Annotated in this window: 17 protein-coding genes and 1 riboswitch; of the genes, 11 read left to right on the top strand and 6 right to left on the bottom strand. The window is 73.1% G+C overall.

Annotated features, from left to right (window positions below):
* Positions 1–29: 29 nt before the first annotated feature.
* The 6 genes from E9228_RS17400 (at position 30) to ribH (ending at position 8,809) form a co-directional block, all read left to right on the top strand.
* Complete coding sequence (locus E9228_RS17400; RefSeq protein ID WP_166780850.1) at positions 30–2,378, top strand: cell wall anchor protein; 2,349 nt, start codon at positions 30–32, stop codon at positions 2,376–2,378.
* Between the two features lie 286 nt (positions 2,379–2,664).
* Entirely contained in the window at positions 2,665–4,041 is a 1,377-nt protein-coding gene (locus E9228_RS17620; protein WP_166780995.1) for an alpha/beta hydrolase-fold protein, read from the top strand.
* Entirely contained in the window at positions 4,038–6,614 is a 2,577-nt protein-coding gene (locus tag E9228_RS13070; RefSeq protein ID WP_166780996.1) for a phosphatidylglycerol lysyltransferase domain-containing protein, read from the top strand. The genes E9228_RS17620 and E9228_RS13070 overlap by 4 nt, the downstream gene beginning before the upstream one ends.
* Before the next feature lie 125 nt (positions 6,615–6,739).
* Positions 6,740–6,873, top strand: a riboswitch (FMN riboswitch).
* An 87-nt stretch (positions 6,874–6,960) separates the two neighbouring features.
* A complete protein-coding gene (locus E9228_RS13075) occupies positions 6,961–7,638 on the top strand; it encodes a riboflavin synthase (RefSeq protein WP_166780997.1) in 678 nt (225 codons plus the stop codon).
* A complete protein-coding gene (gene ribB / locus E9228_RS13080) occupies positions 7,638–8,333 on the top strand; it encodes a 3,4-dihydroxy-2-butanone-4-phosphate synthase (protein WP_166780998.1) in 696 nt (231 codons plus the stop codon). The genes E9228_RS13075 and ribB overlap by 1 nt, the downstream gene beginning before the upstream one ends.
* The gene (gene ribH / locus E9228_RS13085; protein WP_166780999.1) at positions 8,330–8,809 is read left to right on the top strand and encodes a 6,7-dimethyl-8-ribityllumazine synthase; all 480 of its coding nucleotides are present in this window, start codon (positions 8,330–8,332) and stop codon (positions 8,807–8,809) included. Before ribB ends, ribH begins: the two co-directional genes overlap by 4 nt.
* A 105-nt stretch (positions 8,810–8,914) precedes the next feature.
* Here the strand turns inward: ribH and E9228_RS13090 are convergent, their stop codons facing one another.
* Both E9228_RS13090 and E9228_RS13095 read right to left on the bottom strand, forming a co-directional pair.
* A complete protein-coding gene (locus E9228_RS13090) occupies positions 8,915–9,085 on the bottom strand; it encodes a hypothetical protein (RefSeq protein WP_166781000.1) in 171 nt (56 codons plus the stop codon).
* 67 nt (positions 9,086–9,152) lie between these two features.
* Positions 9,153–9,701: a TetR/AcrR family transcriptional regulator gene (locus E9228_RS13095; protein WP_166781001.1), complete on the bottom strand. Its 549-nt coding sequence runs from the start codon at positions 9,699–9,701 to the stop codon at positions 9,153–9,155.
* A 124-nt stretch (positions 9,702–9,825) separates the two neighbouring features.
* On the opposite strand from E9228_RS13095, the gene E9228_RS13100 reads away from it, so the two are divergent.
* The 5 genes from E9228_RS13100 (at position 9,826) to E9228_RS13120 (ending at position 15,964) form a co-directional block, all read left to right on the top strand.
* Positions 9,826–11,856: an aldo/keto reductase gene (locus E9228_RS13100; protein ID WP_166781002.1), complete on the top strand. Its 2,031-nt coding sequence runs from the start codon at positions 9,826–9,828 to the stop codon at positions 11,854–11,856.
* Entirely contained in the window at positions 11,835–12,857 is a 1,023-nt protein-coding gene (locus E9228_RS13105) for a LacI family DNA-binding transcriptional regulator (RefSeq protein ID WP_166781003.1), read from the top strand. Before E9228_RS13100 ends, E9228_RS13105 begins: the two co-directional genes overlap by 22 nt.
* Positions 12,858–13,068: 211 nt before the next feature.
* Entirely contained in the window at positions 13,069–14,592 is a 1,524-nt protein-coding gene (locus tag E9228_RS13110) for an MFS transporter (protein ID WP_166781004.1), read from the top strand.
* Between the two features lie 145 nt (positions 14,593–14,737).
* Entirely contained in the window at positions 14,738–15,304 is a 567-nt protein-coding gene (locus tag E9228_RS13115; RefSeq protein WP_252728140.1) for a flavin reductase family protein, read from the top strand.
* Positions 15,305–15,349: 45 nt separating this feature from the next.
* Complete coding sequence (locus tag E9228_RS13120) at positions 15,350–15,964, top strand: superoxide dismutase (RefSeq protein WP_111079598.1); 615 nt, start codon at positions 15,350–15,352, stop codon at positions 15,962–15,964.
* 109 nt (positions 15,965–16,073) lie between these two features.
* Here the strand turns inward: E9228_RS13120 and E9228_RS13125 are convergent, their stop codons facing one another.
* The 4 genes from E9228_RS13125 to E9228_RS13140 form a co-directional block, all read right to left on the bottom strand.
* Positions 16,074–16,649: a TetR/AcrR family transcriptional regulator gene (locus E9228_RS13125; RefSeq protein ID WP_166781005.1), complete on the bottom strand. Its 576-nt coding sequence runs from the start codon at positions 16,647–16,649 to the stop codon at positions 16,074–16,076.
* A gap of 124 nt (positions 16,650–16,773) precedes the next feature.
* Complete coding sequence (locus tag E9228_RS13130) at positions 16,774–18,312, bottom strand: serine hydrolase domain-containing protein (protein ID WP_166781006.1); 1,539 nt, start codon at positions 18,310–18,312, stop codon at positions 16,774–16,776.
* Positions 18,309–19,688 (bottom strand): FAD-binding domain-containing protein, encoded by a 1,380-nt coding sequence (locus tag E9228_RS13135; protein WP_166781007.1) that lies wholly within the window; start codon positions 19,686–19,688, stop codon positions 18,309–18,311. Before E9228_RS13135 ends, E9228_RS13130 begins: the two co-directional genes overlap by 4 nt.
* Positions 19,685–20,173 (bottom strand): MarR family winged helix-turn-helix transcriptional regulator, encoded by a 489-nt coding sequence (locus E9228_RS13140; protein WP_341849890.1) that lies wholly within the window; start codon positions 20,171–20,173, stop codon positions 19,685–19,687. Before E9228_RS13140 ends, E9228_RS13135 begins: the two co-directional genes overlap by 4 nt.
* Positions 20,174–20,264 lie beyond the last annotated feature (91 nt).

A 20,264-nucleotide genomic window follows, 5' to 3' on the forward strand; every position in this document is an offset into this window, starting at 1 on the left:
CCAACCATCTCGATCAGGAGTGAACGACCATGAACAAGAACGTCTCCCGAGGGCTCTTCTTCGCCCTCTGTGTGGGCGGGCTGACGCTCGGTGGGGCCGTCGCGGCGAACGCGGCGACGACCACCGGAGCGGACGGCATCGCCTCCGGAACCCAGGTCGCGCCGAACGTCGACGCACCGGTCTCCGTCACCCGCAACGCCTTCGGCATCGTCGGTGACGCCGTCTCGGCAGCCACGGCTCCGGCTGCGGCTCCGGCTGCTCCCGCGCCGGCTCCGGCTCCGGCTCCCGCGCCGGCTCCGGCTCCGGCCGCACCGGCACCCGCCCCGGCTCCGGCACCCGCCGCGCCGACGACCAGCGGCGCTGACGGCATCGCGTCCGGCATCCAGGCGGCGCCCGAGGTCACGGCGCCGGTCACCGTCAGCGGCAACGCCGTCGGTGTCCTCGGCGACGCTGCTGCGGCGCCGGCACCGGCTGCACCGCCGGCCCCGGCCCCGGCTGCTCCGGCAGCCGCACCGTCGACCACCGGCACGGACGGCGTGCTCTCCGGCACCCAGGTGGCCGGCGACGTCGACCTCCCGGTGACCCTCGGCGGCAACGCCGTCGCCGTCGCCGGGGACGCCACCAGCACCGGCTCCGGCACGAGTGCCCCTGCCCCGGCGCCTGCTGCTCCGGCGTCCACGTCGGGTGCCGACGGTCTGCTGTCCGGCACCCAGCTCCTGCCCGTCGTCGCGATCCCGGTCACGGTGTCGGGCAACGGCATCGGAGTCCTCGGGGACGGAAGCGCGACAGGTCCGTCCGCACCGGCCGCCTCGTCCGGGTCCGGTTCGACGGGAGGCTCGTCCTCCCCGTCGACGTCGGGTTCCGACGGCCTCATCTCCGGCACACAGCTGATCGGGACCGTCTCGGTGCCGATCACGGTGACCGGGAACGGCATCGGCGTGGTCGGTGACGGTGCGAGCACCGGTGGTTCGACCACGGGCACGGGCACTGGTGGTTCGACCACCGGCACCGGCACGGGTACCGCGCCGGCTGCTGGTGGAACCACTTCGGGTGAGGACGGCATCGGATCGGGTACGCAGGTGTCGCCGGTCGTCTCGGTTCCGGTCTCGGTCGGTGGGAACGGCATCGGCGTCGTCGGTGACGGCACGAGCACCGGTGGTTCGACCACGGGCACGGGCACTGGCACCGGCACCGCACCGACTGCTGGTGGAACCACTTCGGGTGAGGACGGCATCGGATCCGGCACGCAGGTCATCCCGGTGATCAACATCCCGGTCACGGTCGGTGGGAACGGCATCGGCGTCGTCGGTGACGGCACGAGCACCGGCGGTTCGCCCACGGGCACCGGCACGGGTACCGCGCCGGCTGCTGGCGGGACGACCTCCGGTTCGGACGGCGTCGGGTCGGGCACGCAGGTGTCGCCGGTCGTCTCGGTTCCGGTCACGGTCGGTGGGAACGGCATCGGCGTCGTCGGTGACGGCACGAGCACCGGTGGTTCGAGCACCGGCACCGGCACCGGCACCGGCACTGCGCCGGCTGCTGGCGGAACCACTTCGGGCGAGGACGGCATCGGTTCCGGGACGCAGGTCGTCCCGGTGATCGACATCCCGGTCACGGTCGGTGGGAACGGCATCGGCGTCGTCGGTGACGGCACGAGCACCGGTGGCCCGACCACCGGTACCGGCACGAGCACCGGTGGCCCGACCACCGGCACCGGCACGACGCCCGTCGGCGGTGGCAGCACCTCCGGTGCTGGCGGCATCGGTTCGGGCACGCAGGTCATCCCAGTGATCGACATCCCGGTCACGGTCGGCGGGAACGGCATCGGCATCATCGGTGACGGCTCCAGCAGCACCCCGGTCACCACGACCCCGGGCACGAACCCCGGTACCGACCCGGGCACCGACCCTGGCACGAACCCGGGTACCGACCCTGGCACGAACCCGGGTACCGACCCTGGCACGAACCCGGGTACCGACCCCGGCACGGACCCCGGTACGAACCCCGGTACCGACCCCGGTACGAACCCCGGTACGAACCCGGGCACCGGCCCGGTCACCGGGACGCCGAGCACCAACCCCGTGCCGGTGACGGGGACGACGACCGACCCGGGCACGCCGGTCACCGCTGTCCCTGCCGTGGGCACCGACCCGGCCGGCACGGTCCGGATCGCTCCGGCCGCGCAGGTCACCACTCGCACCACGGCCGCTCCGGTCGGCACCACGGTGACGGGCACGGGTACCAGCTCCGGCAGCACGGAGTCTGACCTCGCCACCCTCGCCTACACGGGAGCGGAACGTCCGGTCCTCCCGGCCCTCGCGGCACTCCTGCTGCTGCTGGCCGGTCTCGGGACGATGGCACTGCGACGTCGCCACTGACGCCACTCTGCTGAACAGCAGGCCGCCGGGCTCTGCACAACAGAAGCCACCCCGAACCACGGCATCCCGTGGTTCGGGGCGGTTTCCGTTGTGCGCGGGCCAACCGCACCAGCCGATCGGCGGCCGGCGGCCGGGCGCACGCGAAGCGCCAGCGGCCCGGCGACCCGCGGACCGCACCCGTCCTGGGGGAGCACTGAGTGCCTCCTGGGTGGCCCGCGCCGCTTGCTGAACACAGCGGCAGCCGACCGGCGGCTGTGCGTCAGCTGGACGGCAGCACGATGAACGCGTGCCATCCGACCTGCTCCAGCTCCCGATCGTCCTCCCGGCCGTGCTCGTGCCGGTGGACGTCGTCGCCGTCGTCCTCGTCCTCCTGACGGTCGTCGGCCCACGGGGACGCAGCAGGGGGACGGACACCCCGGCAGGCCCGGTCCGGCATCGCTGGGACCGCGGTCTGCCGGCCGTGCTGGTGCGGGTCGCCGCCCTGGCGGTGGGCGCCGGCATCGGACTGGTCGCCGTCTGGTGGTTCGGCGACGTCCGGGACCTCTTCGGGGTCTCGTTCACCCCGGTGACCCGCATGTGGGTCGCGTTCACCACGGCCGCCGTCCTGCTCTTCCTCGTCGTCCTCGTGCAGGGCGGGAACGGCCGTCGCGTCGTGGCGCTCGCCGCTGCGCTGGCCGTCGCCCTCACCGCCGGACTCGGCATCAACGTCGACTTCGGTGCCTACCGCACCATCGGCGAGGCCGTCACCCCGAACCCGTACCCGACCGGGCGCCTCGACCACCAGCACCCGGCGCGCGCCGGAGCCCACGAGGTGGACGCGGCGACCTGGACCGCGCCGGTCGGCATGCCCCGGCACGGCCGGACCCTCGCGGTCCGGATCCCCGCGACGGTCTCGCGGTTCCACGCCCGGCGCGCGGTCGTGTGGCTGCCGCCGGCTGCACAGGTCGCCGATCCGCCGACCCTCCCGGTCCTCGTGGTGCTCTCCGGGCAGCCCGGCCAGCCGTCCGACATGTTCCAGACCGGTCGGATCGGCACGTTCCTCGACCGCTACGCAGCCGCGCACCAGGGCCTCGCACCCATCGTCGTCTCGCCCGACCAGCTCGGCGCACCGGAGCGGAACCCGATGTGCGTCGACAGCCGACGACTCGGACGGAGCGCGACCTACGTGATGACGGACACCGTGCGGTGGATCCGGCAGCACCTCGACGTCGCGTCCACACGGTCGGCCTGGGGGATCGGCGGCTTCTCGCAGGGCGCGACCTGCTCCATGCAGTTCTCCAGTGCACACCCGGAGGTGTTCGGCGCGACCCTCGCGATCTCGAGCGAGCTGGCTCCGGCGAACGGGTCCCTCGAGCACACCGTCGACGTCGGGTTCGGCGGGTCGCGTCGCGCGTACGACCGGGCGACCCCGGAGGCACTGCTCGCCGCCCACGCGCCGTACCGTGGCCACCTGACGGTGTTCGGCTACGGCGAGGACGACGCCCCGTACGAGCGGTCGACGCTCGCCCTCCGCGCGGCCTCGGCCCGAGCCGGCATCGCGACGACCCTCGTCGTCTCCCCGGGTTCCGCGCACGACTGGAACACGGTCCGGTACGTGCTCGGTCGTGGCCTGCCGACCGTGATCGCCCACCTCGGTCTCCCGGTGGGCGAGGTCCGACGGTGACGGGCTCGGATGCCGGCCGCGCGGTCACCGCGCGCGTCCTGCCGGAGGTGCGGCGTGCCTCGCGAGCGCTCGGGCAGGCCGTCCGTCGACGACCGGTGACCGCCGTCGTCCTGCTCCTGGTCCTGGCGGCCTCGGTCACAGCCGGCACCATGCGGTTCGCGCACGGCCGGCCGGTGCCGGACGCCCTCGTGCCGTTCCGTGTGTTCGCCGTCACGACCGGCGTCCTCGCGCTGGTCCTGACGCTCGCTGGCGTCGTCGTGCTGGTCGGCGCGGCCGAACGGCTGATGGGGTCGCGGCGGACCGCCGCCGCCTTCCTGGCGACGAGTGTCGCGGGAGCCGCAGCCGCGGCGGTCGTCGGCGTCATCGACCCCGACGGACGGCACGGTGCAGCCCTGTTGTCCGGCGCCGAGGGCCTGGACCCGTGGACGGCGATCCTCGGGACGGTCACCACGGCGAGTGCCTTCGCCGGTCCGCTCTGGCGTCGGCGCATCCGGGTGAACGCCCTGGCGGTCGTCCTCGCGCTCTTCCTGTACGCCGGGCACACGGCCGACCTGTCCGCCGTCGTCGCGACCGCTGCCGGCTGGGGACTCGGCGAGGTGTTCCGTCGCACCCCGAAGCGGACCGGCTGGACCCGCAGTTCCCACCGGGAGACCCGGGTGCTGCTCGGGACGGTGGTCCTGGTGTCGGCGGTGGGACCGGTCATCGCCCTGGTGTCCCGCGCGCGGGTGGGGCTGCTCGCACCGCTCGCCGCGGTCGTCGGACTCGGGCCAGCCGACCAGCCGTCCGTGTGCCGCGCCGACGGTGTCGCCGGGGAGTGCCTGCACCGGCTGCTGACCTACCGGGCGACCGACCCGTGGTCCCTGCTGCTGGCGGTCGCGCCGTTGCTCGTGCTCGTCGTCGGCGCGGTCGGGCTCTTCCGGGGCAGCCGGTTCGCGGTCTGGCTCGTGGTGGTGGTCGACACCGTCACCGGTATCGCCGCCGCGGTGACGTACACCCACGTCCCCGGGCGGGTGGCGCAGCTGCGCGGCTCCGAGGACCACGTCGTCGTCGTGCTGTCAATCGCCGCGTCGATCGCGGTACCGCTCCTGACCGCGGTCGTCCTCGTGACGTTGCGGCGCTCCTTCACGGTCGTGGTCGCACGCGAGCGTGTCGTCGTGTTCACGGTGACGGTCCTGGCGGCCGCCGCGGTCCTCGCGACGGTCGTGTTCGTCGCCGCGGACGCGTCCCCGGTGCGGGTGCACGACCCGTTCGGTCTGGTGGTCGCGGTCCTCGGGCCGTTGTCGCCGGTCGTCCACCGTCTGCCGATCCGTGACCCGGGCCTCCGGACGGTGCTGAGCCTCGTCGGCCCGCTGCTGTGGGCCGTGGTCGCGGTCGCCGCCGTCCGGCCCGCGGGCGCCGCCCCGGGCGCGTCCGACGCCGACGTCACCACTGCCGACCGTGAACGGGCGCGGGCGCTGCTCGTCGCCGGTGGCGGGGACACGTTCGGATGGATGGCGACCTGGCCCGGCAACGCCCACTGGTTCAGCGCCGACGGACGTGCCGGGGTCGCCTACCGACGCGCCGGGACGGTCGCGGTGGCCCTCGGTCCGTTCGGCTGGCCGGACGCCCGGCACTCGGCGCTGACCGACTTCGCCCGGCACTGCGACGACAACGGGTGGACGGCGGTCTTCCACGGCATCGACACGACCAGTGCGGCCGCCCTCACCGCACTGGGTTGGCGGACCCTGCCGGTCGCCGAGGACGCCGCGTTCGACCCGCGGCAGTGGACCACGAGCGGCAGTCGCAAGCAGGACGTCCGGACCGCCGTGAACAAGGCCCGTCGTTCCGGCTGCACGGCCACCTGGTCGTCGTGGCAGGACCTGCCCGCGTCGACGACCCGGCAGATCGAGGCGATCTCGGAGGAGTGGGTCGCCGACCGCGAGCTCCCCGAGATGGGCTTCACGCTCGGCAGCATCGACGAGATGCGCGACCCGGCGGTGCGGACCCTGGTGGCGCAGGACGCCGAGGGAGCGGTCCTCGGTGTCACGAGCTGGTTGCCGTCACACCGCGAGGGCCGCGTCGTCGGGTGGACGCTCGACGTCATGCGGCGACGGGCGGATGCGCCGAACGGCGTCATGGAGTTCCTGGTCGCGTCCGCCGCCGAGGTGATGCGTGACCAGGGCGTCGAGCGACTCGGTCTCTCCGCCGCGCCGCTCGCCCGCACGCCGGGCACCACCGCGCCGAGCCGTGCATCGACCGACGCGGCGACCCCGGCCCGAGCGGACCCGGCCAGCGCGAAGCCGGCCACCGCGACGGTCAGCAGCCCGACGCCGGGCACGGCGCCCGCCGGGAACACGTCAACCGGAGACGGCGTCGAGACCCTGCTCAAGCTGGTCGGCGGCGTCCTCGAACCGGTCTACGGCTTCCGCTCGCTCCTCCGGTTCAAGCGGAAGTTCGGTCCGGACCTGGAGCCGCTCGTCCTCGCCTACCCGGACCCGGTGGCCCTGCCCGCGATCGGGGTCGCGGTGGTCCGCGCATACCTGCCCGACCTGTCGCTCCGGCAGGCGCTCGCCCTGGTCCGCGGGCGCGGCTGAGCCGTCGGACGGGTACGGCCGAGCCGACGGACGGGAGGCACGACACCCGTCCGAGACGCCGCATGACGTCCGGTGGACGGTCCGCCCACGACGGTCGGGGGCCTGGGGTATCGTCGGGGACACGCAAGCGCTCCGGGGTCGGTGTAATTCCGAACCGGTGGTGACAGTCCACGAGCGCCGCGCCGGGCCCGCCCGGTGCGGGGTTGACCCGGTGAAACTCCGGGACCGACGGTGAGAGTCCGGACGGGAGGAAGCGCTGACGGAAGGTGACGGTCGTTCCGCGACCCCTGCCTCCCGTCCGCCGACGACCGTCGCGCGCACCCGGAGTCCCGTTGAGAGGACACCAGTGTTCACCGGCATCATCGAGGAACTCGGCACCGTCACCGCCGTCGACGAACGAGGCGACTCCGTCGCGCTCACCGTCCGCGGCCCGCTCGTCGTCTCGGACGCGCAGCACGGCGACTCCATCTCGGTCTCGGGCGTCTGCCTGACCGTCGTCGAGCAGACCCCGGAGACGTTCACCGCCTTCGTCATGAAGCAGACCCTCGACATGAGTGCGCACGGGTCGCTCCGGTCCGGCGACCGGGTGAACCTCGAGCGTGCCGCCTCGGTGGGGGACCGCCTCGGTGGGCACATCGTGCAGGGCCACATCGACGGCACCGCGACCGTGCTCGAGACGGACGACGGGGACGGGTGGCGGCGGGTGCGGTTCGCCCTGACGCCGGACCTCAGCCCGCTCGTCGTCGACAAGGGCTCGATCGCCATCGACGGCGTCTCGCTGACCGTCAGTGCCGTCTCGTCGGAGTCGGTCGCTGCCGACGCTGCCTGGTTCGAGGTCAGCCTCATCCCGGAGACCCTGGCCGCCACGACGCTCGGCGCCCGGGTGCCGGGTGACCGCGTGAACATCGAGACCGACGTCCTGGCCCGGCACGTCCGCCGGATGCTGCGGCTCGACGCCGCTGCCGTCACGGCTGACGCGTCCGGCGTGGCAGCCGGCATCCCGGTCGCGGCGGAGGCACGGTGATGGCCGCCGAGACCGCCCCCGTCGCGCAGACCGTCCCCGCCGTCCCGGGTCTGTCCTCGGTCGAGCAGGCGATCGCCGCGATCGCGGCCGGCCGGCCGGTCATCGTGGCCGACGACGAGCACCGCGAGAACGAGGGCGACGTCGTCCTCTCCGCCGAGCTGGCGACGCCGGAGTGGATCGCGTGGACGGTCGCGCACTCGTCCGGGTTCATCTGCGCCCCGGTCAGCACGGACATCGCCGACGCCCTCGACCTGCCGCCCATGGTCCAGCACAACGAGGACGTCCGGGGCACCGCGTACACGGTGACCGTCGACGCGGCCGTCGGGGTCACGACCGGCATCAGCGCGCACGACCGCGCCCGGACGCTCCGGGTCCTCGCCGATCCGACCTCCGTCCGCGACGACCTGCACCGACCGGGGCACGTCGTCCCGCTGCGCGCACGGCCGGGCGGGGTCCGCGAACGGGCCGGTCACACCGAAGCCGCGATCGACCTCGTCACCGCTGCCGGACTCCGGCCGGCGGCGGCGATCTGCGAGATCGTCGACGAGCAGGGCGGCATGATGCGCCTGCCGGAGCTCGTCGGACTCGGGACACGCGAGGGCGTGCCCGTCATCACCATCGCCGCGTTGGCCGACTGGCTGGACGCGGCCGACCGGGCGGCGGACGTCGCCCGCACCGAAGGGACACACGCATGAGCGGAGCAGGAGCGGCGGAGCGCGAGCTCGTCGACGGCAGCGGCATCCGGGTCGCGGTCATCGCCGGACAGTGGCACGACGTCATCGCGAACGGGCTGCTGGCCGGGGCGCAGCGCGAGATCGAACGGCTCGGTGCGACGGCCCAGGTCGTCCCCGTGCCGGGCAGCTTCGAGCTGCCGGTCGTCGCGAAGGTCGCCCTCGAGTCGGGCTTCGATGCCGCGGTCGCGCTGGGCGTCATCATCCGCGGTGGCACCCCGCACTTCGAGTACGTCTCGGACGCGGCGACGAGCGGCTTGACGAAGGTCGCGATCGACACCGGCAAGCCCGTCGGCTTCGGCGTGCTCACCCTGGACGACGAGCAGCAGGGCATCGACCGCGCGGGGCTGCCCGGGTCGAAGGAGGACAAGGGGGCCGAGGCTGCGCACGCTGCGATCGCCACCGCCGTCACCCTGCGGGAACTGCGCGCCTCGGCGTAGCGCCACCGCCGATCGCCGGCGACCGGCCTGCGCGCAGGACCGCCGGCATGCAGAACGGCCCCGCACCGAGAGGTGCGGGGCCGTTCTGCATGCGGAGGTCGGTGACTACCGCTTGCCGAAGACGTGGATCGGCAGGAAGAAGGAGAGACTCATCAGCAGCACGCCGGCGATGAACACGAAGGCCTGACCGGAGTCGACTTGGAACGCGAACCCGAACAGGTACATCGACACCAGCAGCAGCAGGATCGAGAAGACAGCAGCGATGACGCGGCCCACGGTGGTACCTCCGGGAATCAGCGGGTTGAACAGAGGTCAGTCTATCCCCAGGACCGAGGACGTCGGTTCACGGAGCCGGTTTCGTCGCGATCAGGCGGTCCACCACCTGGAGCAGCGCGGCCATGTCGACCGAGGCCCGGTCGGGGCGGACGTCGCTCGCGGCGCCCAGGGACGCGGCGTGGTAGAGCCCGTCACCGAGGAGCTTGACCGCCTGCGCGGTGGGGACGTCGTCGAGCGCTTCCACCAGGGTGGCGAGCCAGGCGTTCTCGGTCTCGTCGAGGGTCCGTCCTGCCTCTTCGTACCCGGCCTGCTGCAGCCGCGAGGCCGCGAGCAGGGCGAGGTCGAGCTCACTGCCGACGAACTGGCAGTTCTCGACGAAGTAGCGCGCGGGTCCGTCCTCCGCCGCCCGCATCCGCTCGATGTCCAGGGCGGACAGGTCGGCGAGACGTTCGCAGAGCCCCTCGACCAGGGCGGCCTTCGAACCGAAGTGGTAGAGCAGTCCACCCTTCGAGACGCCGGCGCGCGCGGCGACGGCGTCGAGGGTCGCGGGACGTTCGCCGTCCTCGCACACGATGGCGACGAAGCTGTCGAGGACGCGGTCGCGAGCACTTGCCATGCGCACGAGTCTAGGGACACCCCGGGGGAAGTCCCGCCCGTGAACGTTCACGGCCGCTTGTCCGCTGTGTCGTCAGCGGATAGCCTCGCTCCGACCGTGAAGGTTCACGACGAACAGGATCCGCATGTCAGCGCAGACCGCGACCCCCACCACCCCCACCACGAACGACACGACCCCCGGCTGGGCGGTCCTCGGCCCCGGGGGCATCGCACGCCGTTTCCTCTCGCAGCTGTCGACCAGCAGCGGCCGACTGCTCGCCGCCGGCAGTTCATCGATCGAGCGGGCGCAGGCGTTCGCGGACGAGGCCGCCGAGCACGGCTTCCCCGACGTCACCGCGGGCACCTACGACGACGTCCTCGCCGACCCGCGCGTGGACGCCGTCTACATCGCGACCGTGCACACCGGCCACGCGGCACTGGTCCTCGCGGCGCTCCGCGCAGGCAAGGCCGTGCTCTGCGAGAAGCCGCTGACGCCGAACCACGGCACGACGATGGCGCTCGTCGACGCGGCACGACAGGCCGGACTGCCCCTGGTCGAGGCGTTCATGTACCGCTTCCACCCACAGACCGCCGCCTTCCTCGACCTGGTCCGCGACGGTGCGGTCGGCACGGTCACGCACGTCGACGCGTCCTTCGCGTTCCGGACCGAGGAGCGCACCGGACGGCTGTTCGACGTCGAGACGGCCGGCGGCGGCATCCTCGACGTCGGCTGCTACCCGGTCACCATGACCGCGGCGATCGTCCAGGCCGCCACCGGCGTCGCCGCGGCCGAACCGGTCGAGCTGCACGCCGTCGGCACGCTCGGGCCGACCGGGGTCGACGAGTGGACCGTGGCCAGCGCGACCTACGCGACGGGCATCACCGCGAGCCTCCGGACCGGCGTCCAGGTCGAGGACACGAACGCCGTCGTCGTGCACGGCACCCGCGGCACGATCACGCTCCGCGACCCCTGGACCATCGGCGGCGACCCGGTCATCGAGGTCCGCACCGTCGACGCCGCTCCGACCGAGACGTCCTTCGCCGGTGCCGCCCCCTACGGGCTCGAGGCCGACGCCACCATCGCGGCACTCCGTGCCGGCCGGGTCGACGCACCGCAGATGACGACCGACGAGAGCCTCGCCGCCGCCCGCACCCTCGACCGCTGGCGTGCGGCGGTCGGTCTGCGCTTCCCGTTCGAGGCCGAGACCGCCGACATCCCCACGGTCAGCGGCCGTCCGCTCACCGTCGCACCCGACGCCCCGATGACGTACGGCGAGCTGCCCGGCATCGACAAGCGCGTCTCGCGCCTCGTGATGGGTGTCGACAACCAGCCCGACCTGGCCCACGCGAGTGCGGTCTTCGACCACTTCGCCGAACAGGGCGGCACCGTGTTCGACACGGGCTACGTCTACGGCGGTGGCGAACTCGAGGGCCGCCTCGGCGCGTGGATCCGCAACCGCGGTGTCCGCGAGGACGTCGTCGTCATCACCAAGGGCGCACACACCCCGTACTGCGACCCGGAGTCGCTCACCCGCCAGCTGCTCGAGAGCCTGGAACGTCAGGGCACCGACTACGCGGACGTCTACATGATGCACCGGGACAACCCCGAGATCCCGGTCGGGGAGTTCGTCGACGTCCTCGACGAGCACCGCCGCGCCGGCCGGATCCGCGTCTTCGGCGGGTCCAACTGGACCCCCGCCCGGTTCGACGAGGCGAACGCGTGGGCCGCGGCGAACGGCAGGTACGGGTTCGAGGTGCTCAGCAACCACTTCGGGCTCGCCGAGGCCCTCGACGTCCCCTGGGCCGGGTGCGAGCACGTCACCGATCCGGCGTCGAAGCAGTGGCTCGAGGAGCGCCAGGTCCCGCTGCTGCCCTGGTCCTCGCAGGCACGCGGGTTCTTCACCGGCCGGGCCCGTCCGGACGACACCAGCGACGCCGAACTGGTCCGCTGCTACTACTCGGACGCCAACTTCGAGCGCCTGCGTCGGGCCGAGGAGCTCGGGGCGCAGTACGGCGTCCCGGCGACAGCGATCGCCCTGGCGTACGTCCTGCACCAGCCGTTCCCGACCTTCCCGCTGTTCGGCCCGCGGACCATCGCCGAGGCCCGCTCCTCGATGCTCGGCCTGACCGTCGACCTCACGCCCGAGCAGGTGGCATGGCTCGACCTCCGCAGTTGACCGGCGCCGGCGGCCGCGCGACGATCCTCGACGTCGCCGCGGCCGCCGGGGTGTCGCGGCAGACCGTCACGCGGGCGGTGAACGGCCTGCCGGGGATCAGCGACGCCACGAAGGAGCGGGTCCTCGCCGCCGCCGAGGCGCTCGACTACCGCCCGTCCCGGTTCGGGCGAGGGCTCGTGTCGGGAGGCGCACGCCAGCTCGGGTTGCTCGTCGACGACCTCCGGAACCCGTACTCGCCCGAACTGGCGGCGGCGGTCCTCCGGCTCGCTGCCGCCCGGGGGTGGAACGTGATGCTCGCCGACGTCGGACTCGCGGGCGACTCCGACCGGTCGGTGCAAGACCTCGGCGCACAGAGCGACGTCGTCATCGGCTCCCTCGGCGCACGGGCACCGGAGTGGATCGACCGGCTCGGCTCGGTGCCGGTCGTCGAGCTCGATCCGCACGGAGCACCGGCCCGCGGTGCCGTCCGGCTGGACCCGACCGACGCGGTGGAGGCGCTCGCCGACCACCTGGTCGCGGTCGGCGTCAAACACCCGCTCGTCCTCGACGCGCCGTCCGCAGTCGCAGCACCGGGGGAGCCGAGCGCGCGCGGTGCGCTCCTGCTCGACGCGTTGCGCCGACGCGGGTACCTGCCCGAGCACGTGCACGCCGAGGCTGCCTCGGCCGACGCCGGTGCCGCGGGGACGACCGCAGCCCTCGCCCGGCACGCCCGGCTCGACGCCGTCGTCGCGTTCAACGACGTGATGGCGCTGGGCGCGCTCGCCGCCTGCCGTGGCGCCGGTGCCGACGTCCCCGGCCGCGTCCGTGTGGTCGGGATCGACGGGCTGACGCTCGGCACGCTCGTGGCGCCGACGCTCACCACGCTCGCGGTCGACCTCGACGAGCTGGCCCGCCACGCGGTCGACCTGGCGCTCGGCATGCTCGACGGGTCGCTGCCGCGGTCCGGTCCGTCGGTGGAGCGGGTGGTCCGGCACCGGCTGGTCGTGCGCGGATCCGCGTGAGCGGCTGACCGGTCGCCCACCGGACGGGAGGCGCAGGACGGCCCGGATCCGTGCCTCCCGTCCGCCAATGGTTGCATTTGCAACCACCACCGTCCGGACGGTACACTAACAGGACCCTGACGGGGCGCGTGACGACTTCCGCGTCCCGTCTCGTCTGCGCTCGGCCCCTCGCGGCCGACGGCGCGACACGCTCGAAGTCCTGGAGTCCGCCATGTCCGCCCTGCTCACCAGCCCCGTCGCCACCCGGATCGCCGCCAGCCGTGGCTCCCGGTTCGCCGCGCTCGCGGTGCTCATGCTGCCGGTGCTGCTCATCTCGGTCGACAACACCGTCCTGAGCTTCGCGCTGCCCTCGATCTCGCGCTCCCTGCACCCCGACGCCACCACCCAGCTCTGGATGGTCGACGCCTACCCGCTCGTCCTCGCCGGCCTGCTCGTCGTGATGGGCAGCATCGGGGACCGCATCGGTCGTCGCCGGATCCTCGTCGTCGGCGCCACCGGGTTCGCCCTGCTCTCCGCCGCGGCCGCCTTCGCCACCGAGGCCTGGATGCTCGTCGCCGCCCGACTCGCGATGGGCGTGTTCGGCGCGATGCTCATGCCCGCGACACTCTCGATCATCCGCAACGTGTTCCCGGACGCCGGCGAACGACGTCTGGCGCTCGCGGTCTGGTCGACGATGTTCGCGGCCGGCAACGCCCTCGGCCCGCTCGTCGGCGGCGTGCTGCTCGCGCACTTCCACTGGGGCAGCGTCTTCCTCGTCGCGGTGCCGATCCTCGTCGTGATGCTCGTCGCCGTGCCGTTCTGCGTGCCGGAGTCCCGCGACCCGGAGCCCGGGCCCGTCGACGTCCCGAGCATGCTGCTGTCCCTCGGCGCCCTCGCCCCGACGGTGTGGGCCATCAAGTCGCTCGTGCACCCCGAGGAGCGCGGCCTCGCGATCGCGATGGTCGCCGTCGGCGTCCTCTGCGGCATCGCCTTCGTCCGTCGGCAGCTGCGCTCGCGCACCCCGATGCTCGACATGCGGCTGTTCCGCAGCACGGCGTTCACCGGCAGTGTCCTGATGAACATGGCCGCGATGTTCTCCCTCACCGGGTTCCTGTTCTTCATCGCGCAGCACCTGCAGCTCGTCGCCGGCCTCGACCCGTTCGCCAGTGGCGTGGTGCTCATCCCCGGCGCCGTCCTGACGATCATCGCCGGCCTCGCCGTCGTGCCGGTCGTCGCTCGGGTCGCTCCGCGCTGGGTCGTGTCCGTGTCGCTGCTCTTCTCGGCCGCCGCGTACGCCCTCGTCGCCGTGCTCGGCCACCACGCCTCGATCGCTGCCCTGGCGTTCGCCTTCGTGCTGCTCGGCATCGGCATCGGCGCATCCGAGACCGTGACGAACGACCTCATCATCTCGACCGCCCCCGCCCACAAGTCCGGCGCGGCCTCGGCCATCTCGGAGACCGCGTACGAGATCGGAGCCGTCCTCGGTACCGCCGTCCTCGGCACGATCCTGGCCACGGCCTACCGGGCGCACGTCGTCGTGCCGGACGGGCTCTCCTCGACGGCGCACACCGCCGCGGGGGAGACCCTCGGCGGAGCCGTCACCGCGGCGACGCAGCTCGGCGGGTCCGCGGGGCAGGCGCTCCTGGAGTCCGCACGTGCCGCGTTCGACTCCGGGGTCACCACGACGGCGGGTGTCGCGGCGGCGCTGATGGTCGTCGCGGCGGCCGGTGCCGTCGTCATGCTGCGGCGTCGCTGACCCGGTCGCGGGCCGCGCGTCGCGGCACGCCCGGGATGAGCCGATCCTGTGAATCATGGACCGGCACCCGGGCACAGGTCCTACGTTGGGAGGTGGCCGCGACGACCGTGGCCGCACCCACGAACGAGGAACGACCACGACTGACATGCCCGACGCCGCTCCGGTGGACGTCCCCCAGCCCGGCACCCCCGCCGCCCCGCCCGAGGTCGACGCCACCACGGCGGACATCACCGCCGCGTACAAGGACGCCTTCCGAGGACACCCGGCCGGCGTCGCCGTGATCACTGCCGAGGGCCCGGACGGTCCCACCGGTCTCACCGCGTCGAGCGTCGCCTCCGTCGCGGTCGACCCGCCCGTCCTGGTGTTCTCGCTCTCCACCAACTCCGGGTCCGCCGGGGTCGTCCTCGGCGCCCCGCTGTTCGTCGTGCACCTGATGGACGCGCGCGGCGTCGCCCTCGCCAAGCGGTTCGCCTCCACCGGCAGCCCGGCCGCCGACGACCCGATCTGGGGCACGCTCCCCTCGGGCGACCGCTACCTGCCCGACGCTGCCAGTGTGCTCCGCTGCCGACCGCTCTCGACCACTCCCATCGGCAGCTCGACCGTCGTCGTCGCCGAGGTGCTCGACATCGTCGTCGGGCTCGACCGCGGCGAGCCGCTGGTCTACCACAACCGGGAATTCCACTCCCTGACCGATCGTTCCCGGCTCTCGTGAGCCGCGGAGCCCCGCACCCCACACCACCGATCGAAAGGACCGCACATGGCTGAGTACACCCTGCCCGAGCTGCCGTACGACTACGCCGCCCTCGAGCCGCACATCAGTGGCAAGATCATGCAGCTGCACCACGACAAGCACCACCAGGCCTACGTCACGGGTGCGAACACCGCCCTGCAGCAGCTCGGTGAGGCCCGCGAGTCCGGCAACTTCGGTGCGGTCAACAAGCTCGAGAAGGACCTGGCGTTCCACCTCGGTGGCCACGTCAACCACTCGATCTTCTGGACGAACCTCGGCCCGGACACCAAGGTCCCGGAGGGCGAGCTCGCCGCCGCCATCGACGAGTTCTTCGGCTCGTTCGAGAAGTTCCAGGCCCAGTTCGCCGCCGTCGCCAACGGCATCCAGGGCTCCGGCTGGTCCGTCCTGGCCTGGGACGTCGTGGGCCAGAAGCTCGCCACGTTCCAGCTGTTCGACCAGCAGGGCAACATCCCGTTCGGCCTCGTGCCGATCTTCATGCTCGACATGTGGGAGCACGCCTTCTACCTCGACTACCTCAACGTCAAGGCGGACTACGTCAAGGCCGTGTGGAACATCGTCGACTGGGAGAACGTCGCCGCGCGTTTCGAGAACGCCAAGTCGCAGAGCTTCGTCACGCTCTGAGCGTCCCCGACGCGGGTCGCTGAGGCGACCACCTGACGGAACGGGAGGCCCGGTACCAGCTGGTACCGGGCCTCCCGTCATGCGGTCGTCGCGTCGCACCCCGCCCGGGTCAGTGGACGGTCGCGCCGATCTCGGCCGCCATCCGCCGGGCGACGATCCGGAGGGTCTCGTCCGCGAGGGCGGTGTCCCCGTCGAGGACCGCGCCCCACTGCGCTCCCCGGGCCGCGAGGACCGCGGTCCGCGCCACGCGGACGGCGTCAGCGTCCCGCGCCCCGTGCGCGCGGCACCAGGCAGCGAGTGTGTCGACGTGTGCCTGGTGCAGGCGACGGTGCCGGTCGTGCCCGCTCAGGTACTCGACGGCGCCGAGCTCGAACGTCAGGCGTGCAGCGAGGAACCGCTCGGGGACGTGGAGGTCGCCGAAGACGCGCACGAGGTGTCCGGCCAGCGCCTGCTCGTCCGCGCCGGGGTCGAGGCAGACCGCGAGGACCGGGCGGCTCAGGTGCTCGACGACGGCGTCGATGAGGCCGTCGCGGGAACCGAAGTGGTAGACGATCGGGTACGCGCTGGTCCCGAGGACGCGGCCGAGGCTGCGGACGGAGACGTCCTCGAGCCGGGTCGTGTGGAGGTGGTCCGTGACCTTGCAGACGATCGCGGGCTTGAGCGTCGGGTCCGGTTTGCGTGGCATGGTCTCTTCCGGGGCGGTGGTCGGACGGATGACCGCCACGAAGACCGAGCGGACATGTCGCATGTTACCGGACAGTCCGAGCGAACGGATCCGATCCGCTCCCGCCCTGTGCCACCCCGCTCGGTCAGGCGGGCGTCGGCTCCGCGCGGACGGTCAACGTCTGGACCAGACCGGCAGCCAGCGGCGCGAGCCGGATCTCGACCCGCAGGCGGCTGCGCTCCCCGGGCAGCCACCACCGCAGGTGCGTCGGGGTGCCCGACTCCTCCGCCACGGGATCCGCGCCGAGGTCCGCACCCACGGCGTCGACCGCGGCGGCGAGGGCGGCACGTCGGCGGTCCCACGGCACGTCCAGCGGCACGTTCGGCGTGCAGACCAGCGCGGCACGGTCGTCGTCCCAGTCGGCCAGGAGGCGCCGCACGGCATGCTGCGCCGCTCGCGTCTCCGGCAACACCGGGCTCGCCGCCACCGCCGGAGCGGGCAGGGTCGGTGCGGGCCCGGACGGGAGGTCGGCGCTGCCGACGGTGATCGACTCGCCGCCCGCTGACAGGACGTCCGTCAGGACGAGGTCGTGCGCTCGTGTCGCGGCCACCGAGACCTTCGCCTGCGTCGCGTTCTCGAACGCGACGACCCCGATCCCGCGCGACGCCGACCAGCGCATGTGAGCCGAGAAGCCCGGGTACCCGCCCGAGTGCGACACGATCGACCCGACGACGGGGTCGTGCTCGACGAACAGCCCGAAGCCGTACCCGGTCGCCCGGCTCGAACCGGGCATGGCCTCGCCCGGCACCATCCGCATCGCCTGCTGCATGGCCCGGCGCCCGGTCGTGTCGAGCGGCACCGGTGCCGCGACGACGGCGGACGACCCCGGCGGCGCCGTGCGTGTCGGGAACGGGGGCGTGGTGCCGTCGAACGCGGCAGCGAGCCAGGAACCCCACCGGGCGAGGTCGCGCACGGTGGAGAACAGCCCGCCGATCGGTGAGAACGCCCCGGGCCCGGGCGTCGTCAGGGCCTCCCAGTCGGAGCCGTGCCGTCGATGACCGGTCACCACGTGCCCTCGGGCGTCCGCCGCGGCGAAGACCGTGTCGTCGAGCCCGAGCGGGCGCAGGACCCGCTCGGTGGCGACCGTGGTGAACGGTGCGCCGGCGGCGACGGCGACCACCCGACCGAGCAGCGCGTAGCCGAGGTTCGAGTAGGCGAAGCGCGTGCCCGGCACCGAGTCGAAGAGCAGTCCGGCCCGCAGGACGTCGTCGAGGTCGTCGTCGGAGATGTTCTCCTGCCGGTCACCCCAGGGGTCGTCGGTCGGGAAGCCCGCGGACATCGTCAGGAGCATCCGGACCGAGGGCACGGGGGAGTCCGCCGTCGGCAGGGCGACGGACCGGAACGCCGGCACGAAGTCGGTGACGGGAGCGTCGAGCGACAGCAGCCCGTCCGCGACGAGACCGAGAAGGGCCGTGGCGGTGACGCTCTTCGTGCACGAGGCGATCCGGTACACGGTGTCCGCGTCCGGCGCGGTGCCGTCCCCGCGGTCACCGGCGCCACCGGAGGCGACGAGGCCGTCGCGGTCGAACACGCCCCAGACACTGCTCGGGGCGATGCCGTCGGCCACGCGCTGCCGGTGCAGGGCATCGACGGCGTCGATCGCCGCCGAGGACGGCCGGGTCATGCGCGCCGCATCTCGGCGTAGGCGTCGAGCGCACGCTGCCGTGTGGCCTTGAGGTCGACCATGGGTTCCGGGCGGTCCTCGTCGGCCGGGACCCAGCGCCGGACGTACTCCCGGTGCGGGTCGAACCGCTCGAGCTGGCGGTCCGGGTTGAACACGCGGAAGTACGGCGCCGCGTCGAAGCCCGAGCCGGCGACCCACTGCCAGTTCGCCGCGTTGTTGGCGGCGTCGGCGTCGACCAGGGTGTCCCAGAACCACTGCTCCCCGATGCGCCAGTCCACGAGCAGGTTCTTCACGAGGAAGCTCGCCGTGGCCAAGCGGACGCGGTTGTGCATGGCGCCGGTGTGCCAGAGCTCGCGCATGCCGGCGTCGACCAGGTCGAAGCCCGTCGTACCGTGCCGCCAGCGGTCGAGCTCCGACTCGGACGCGTCACGCCACGGGAACGCGTCGAACTCACGCCGGACGTTCGTCCGGGCGATGTCGTCGCAGTGGAAGTACTCGTTCCAGTTGAACTCCCGCCACGCGAGCTGGCGGAGGAACGCCGGTGCTGCACGACGCTGGTCGGGCTCGAGCGTCTCGTGCATCCGGTGCCAGACCTGGTAGGGGCTGATCTCGCCCCAGCGCAGGTGCGGGGACAGGCTGCTCGTCGCGGCCTGGGCCGGTTCGTCGCGCTGGTCGTAGTCGGCGAGGGCCTCGTCGACGAACCGTTCGAGACGGTCCGACGCGCCCTGCTCGCCCGGCGTCCAGGCGTCACGCATGCCACCGGCCCAGTCGGGCGTCGTCGGCAGCAGACCCCAGTCGTCGAGGCTGTCGGAGGCCACGTCGTGCGGCGCCGCGATGGTGTCCGGCTCGGCCCAGGGGTGCCGGGGCTCGGGCATCGCCTGCGCCGCGCGCCAGAAGGGCGTGAAGACCTTGAACGGTTCGCCCTTGCCGCTGAGGACCGTCCAGGGCTCCCAGAGCAGGTTCGCCGCTGCGCTGTGCGCCTCGATGCCGCTGGCGATGAGACCCGACTTGATGCCCGCGTCGAGCTCCCGCTCCACCGGGCCGTACCGGCGGTTCCAGAACACCGCGCCGGCCCCGGACTCCTGCACGAGGGAGGGGATGACCTCGGCCGCCGGACCACGGCGCAGGACGAGTCTGGAGCCGTACCCGCGCAGGTCGGCGTCCAGGGCGGACAAGGATCGGTGGAGCCACCAGCGTGCCGCGGCGCCGAACGGCCGGATGCCGTCGCTCTGCTCGTCGAGGACGTAGACGACCGTGACCGGGCCGCCGCGGTCGGTCGCGGACCGGAGCGCCGGGTTGTCGGCGAGGCGGAGGTCGTCGCGCAGCCAGACGACCGAGCCGCCGGGACCCGCCCTGCCGGCGTCGTCGCCGCTCACGCCGGGGCCCCCACGGAACGACGGGTCGGCGTGGTCGCCGCAGCGGCGACACGGAGCTTGGTGCAGAGCTCGGCGAGCGTCCGGAGTTCGGCGTCGTCGAGACCGGCGCCGACCTGGGCCGCGATGGTCGAGGCGTGCTGCACCGCGACGGTCCGGTACACGTCGAAGCCGTGCGGCGTGAGGGCGACGATCACCCCGCGGGCGTCGGTCGGGTCGGGCTGCTTCTCGACGATGCCCTTCGCGGCGAGTCGGTCGACCAGGCGGCTGACGCTCGGCTGCGTGAGCAAGAGGTGGCCGGTGAGGTCGCGCATCCGGCACCGGCGACCGGGCTGCGTCGACAGGTTGAAGCACACGTCGTACTCGTTGAACGAGATCTCGGCGGAGGGGAACTCCGTGTTGAGGTTCCGCATCACGGTGACCTGGGCGCGGAACAACGACTCCCATGCCGCGACCGCGGTGGCCTTCTCGGTGCGGTGATCGCTCACGGGTCTTTCCCTCCGTCTGGTGGACCACCACCCTACCGACGGGGTCGGACACAGAACGCGGGCCGGTCGTCCTGGTGGACGACCGGCCCGC

It is taken from the genome of Curtobacterium salicis, from assembly GCF_011759505.1.
In the GTDB taxonomy this organism is placed as follows: domain Bacteria; phylum Actinomycetota; class Actinomycetes; order Actinomycetales; family Microbacteriaceae; genus Curtobacterium; species Curtobacterium salicis.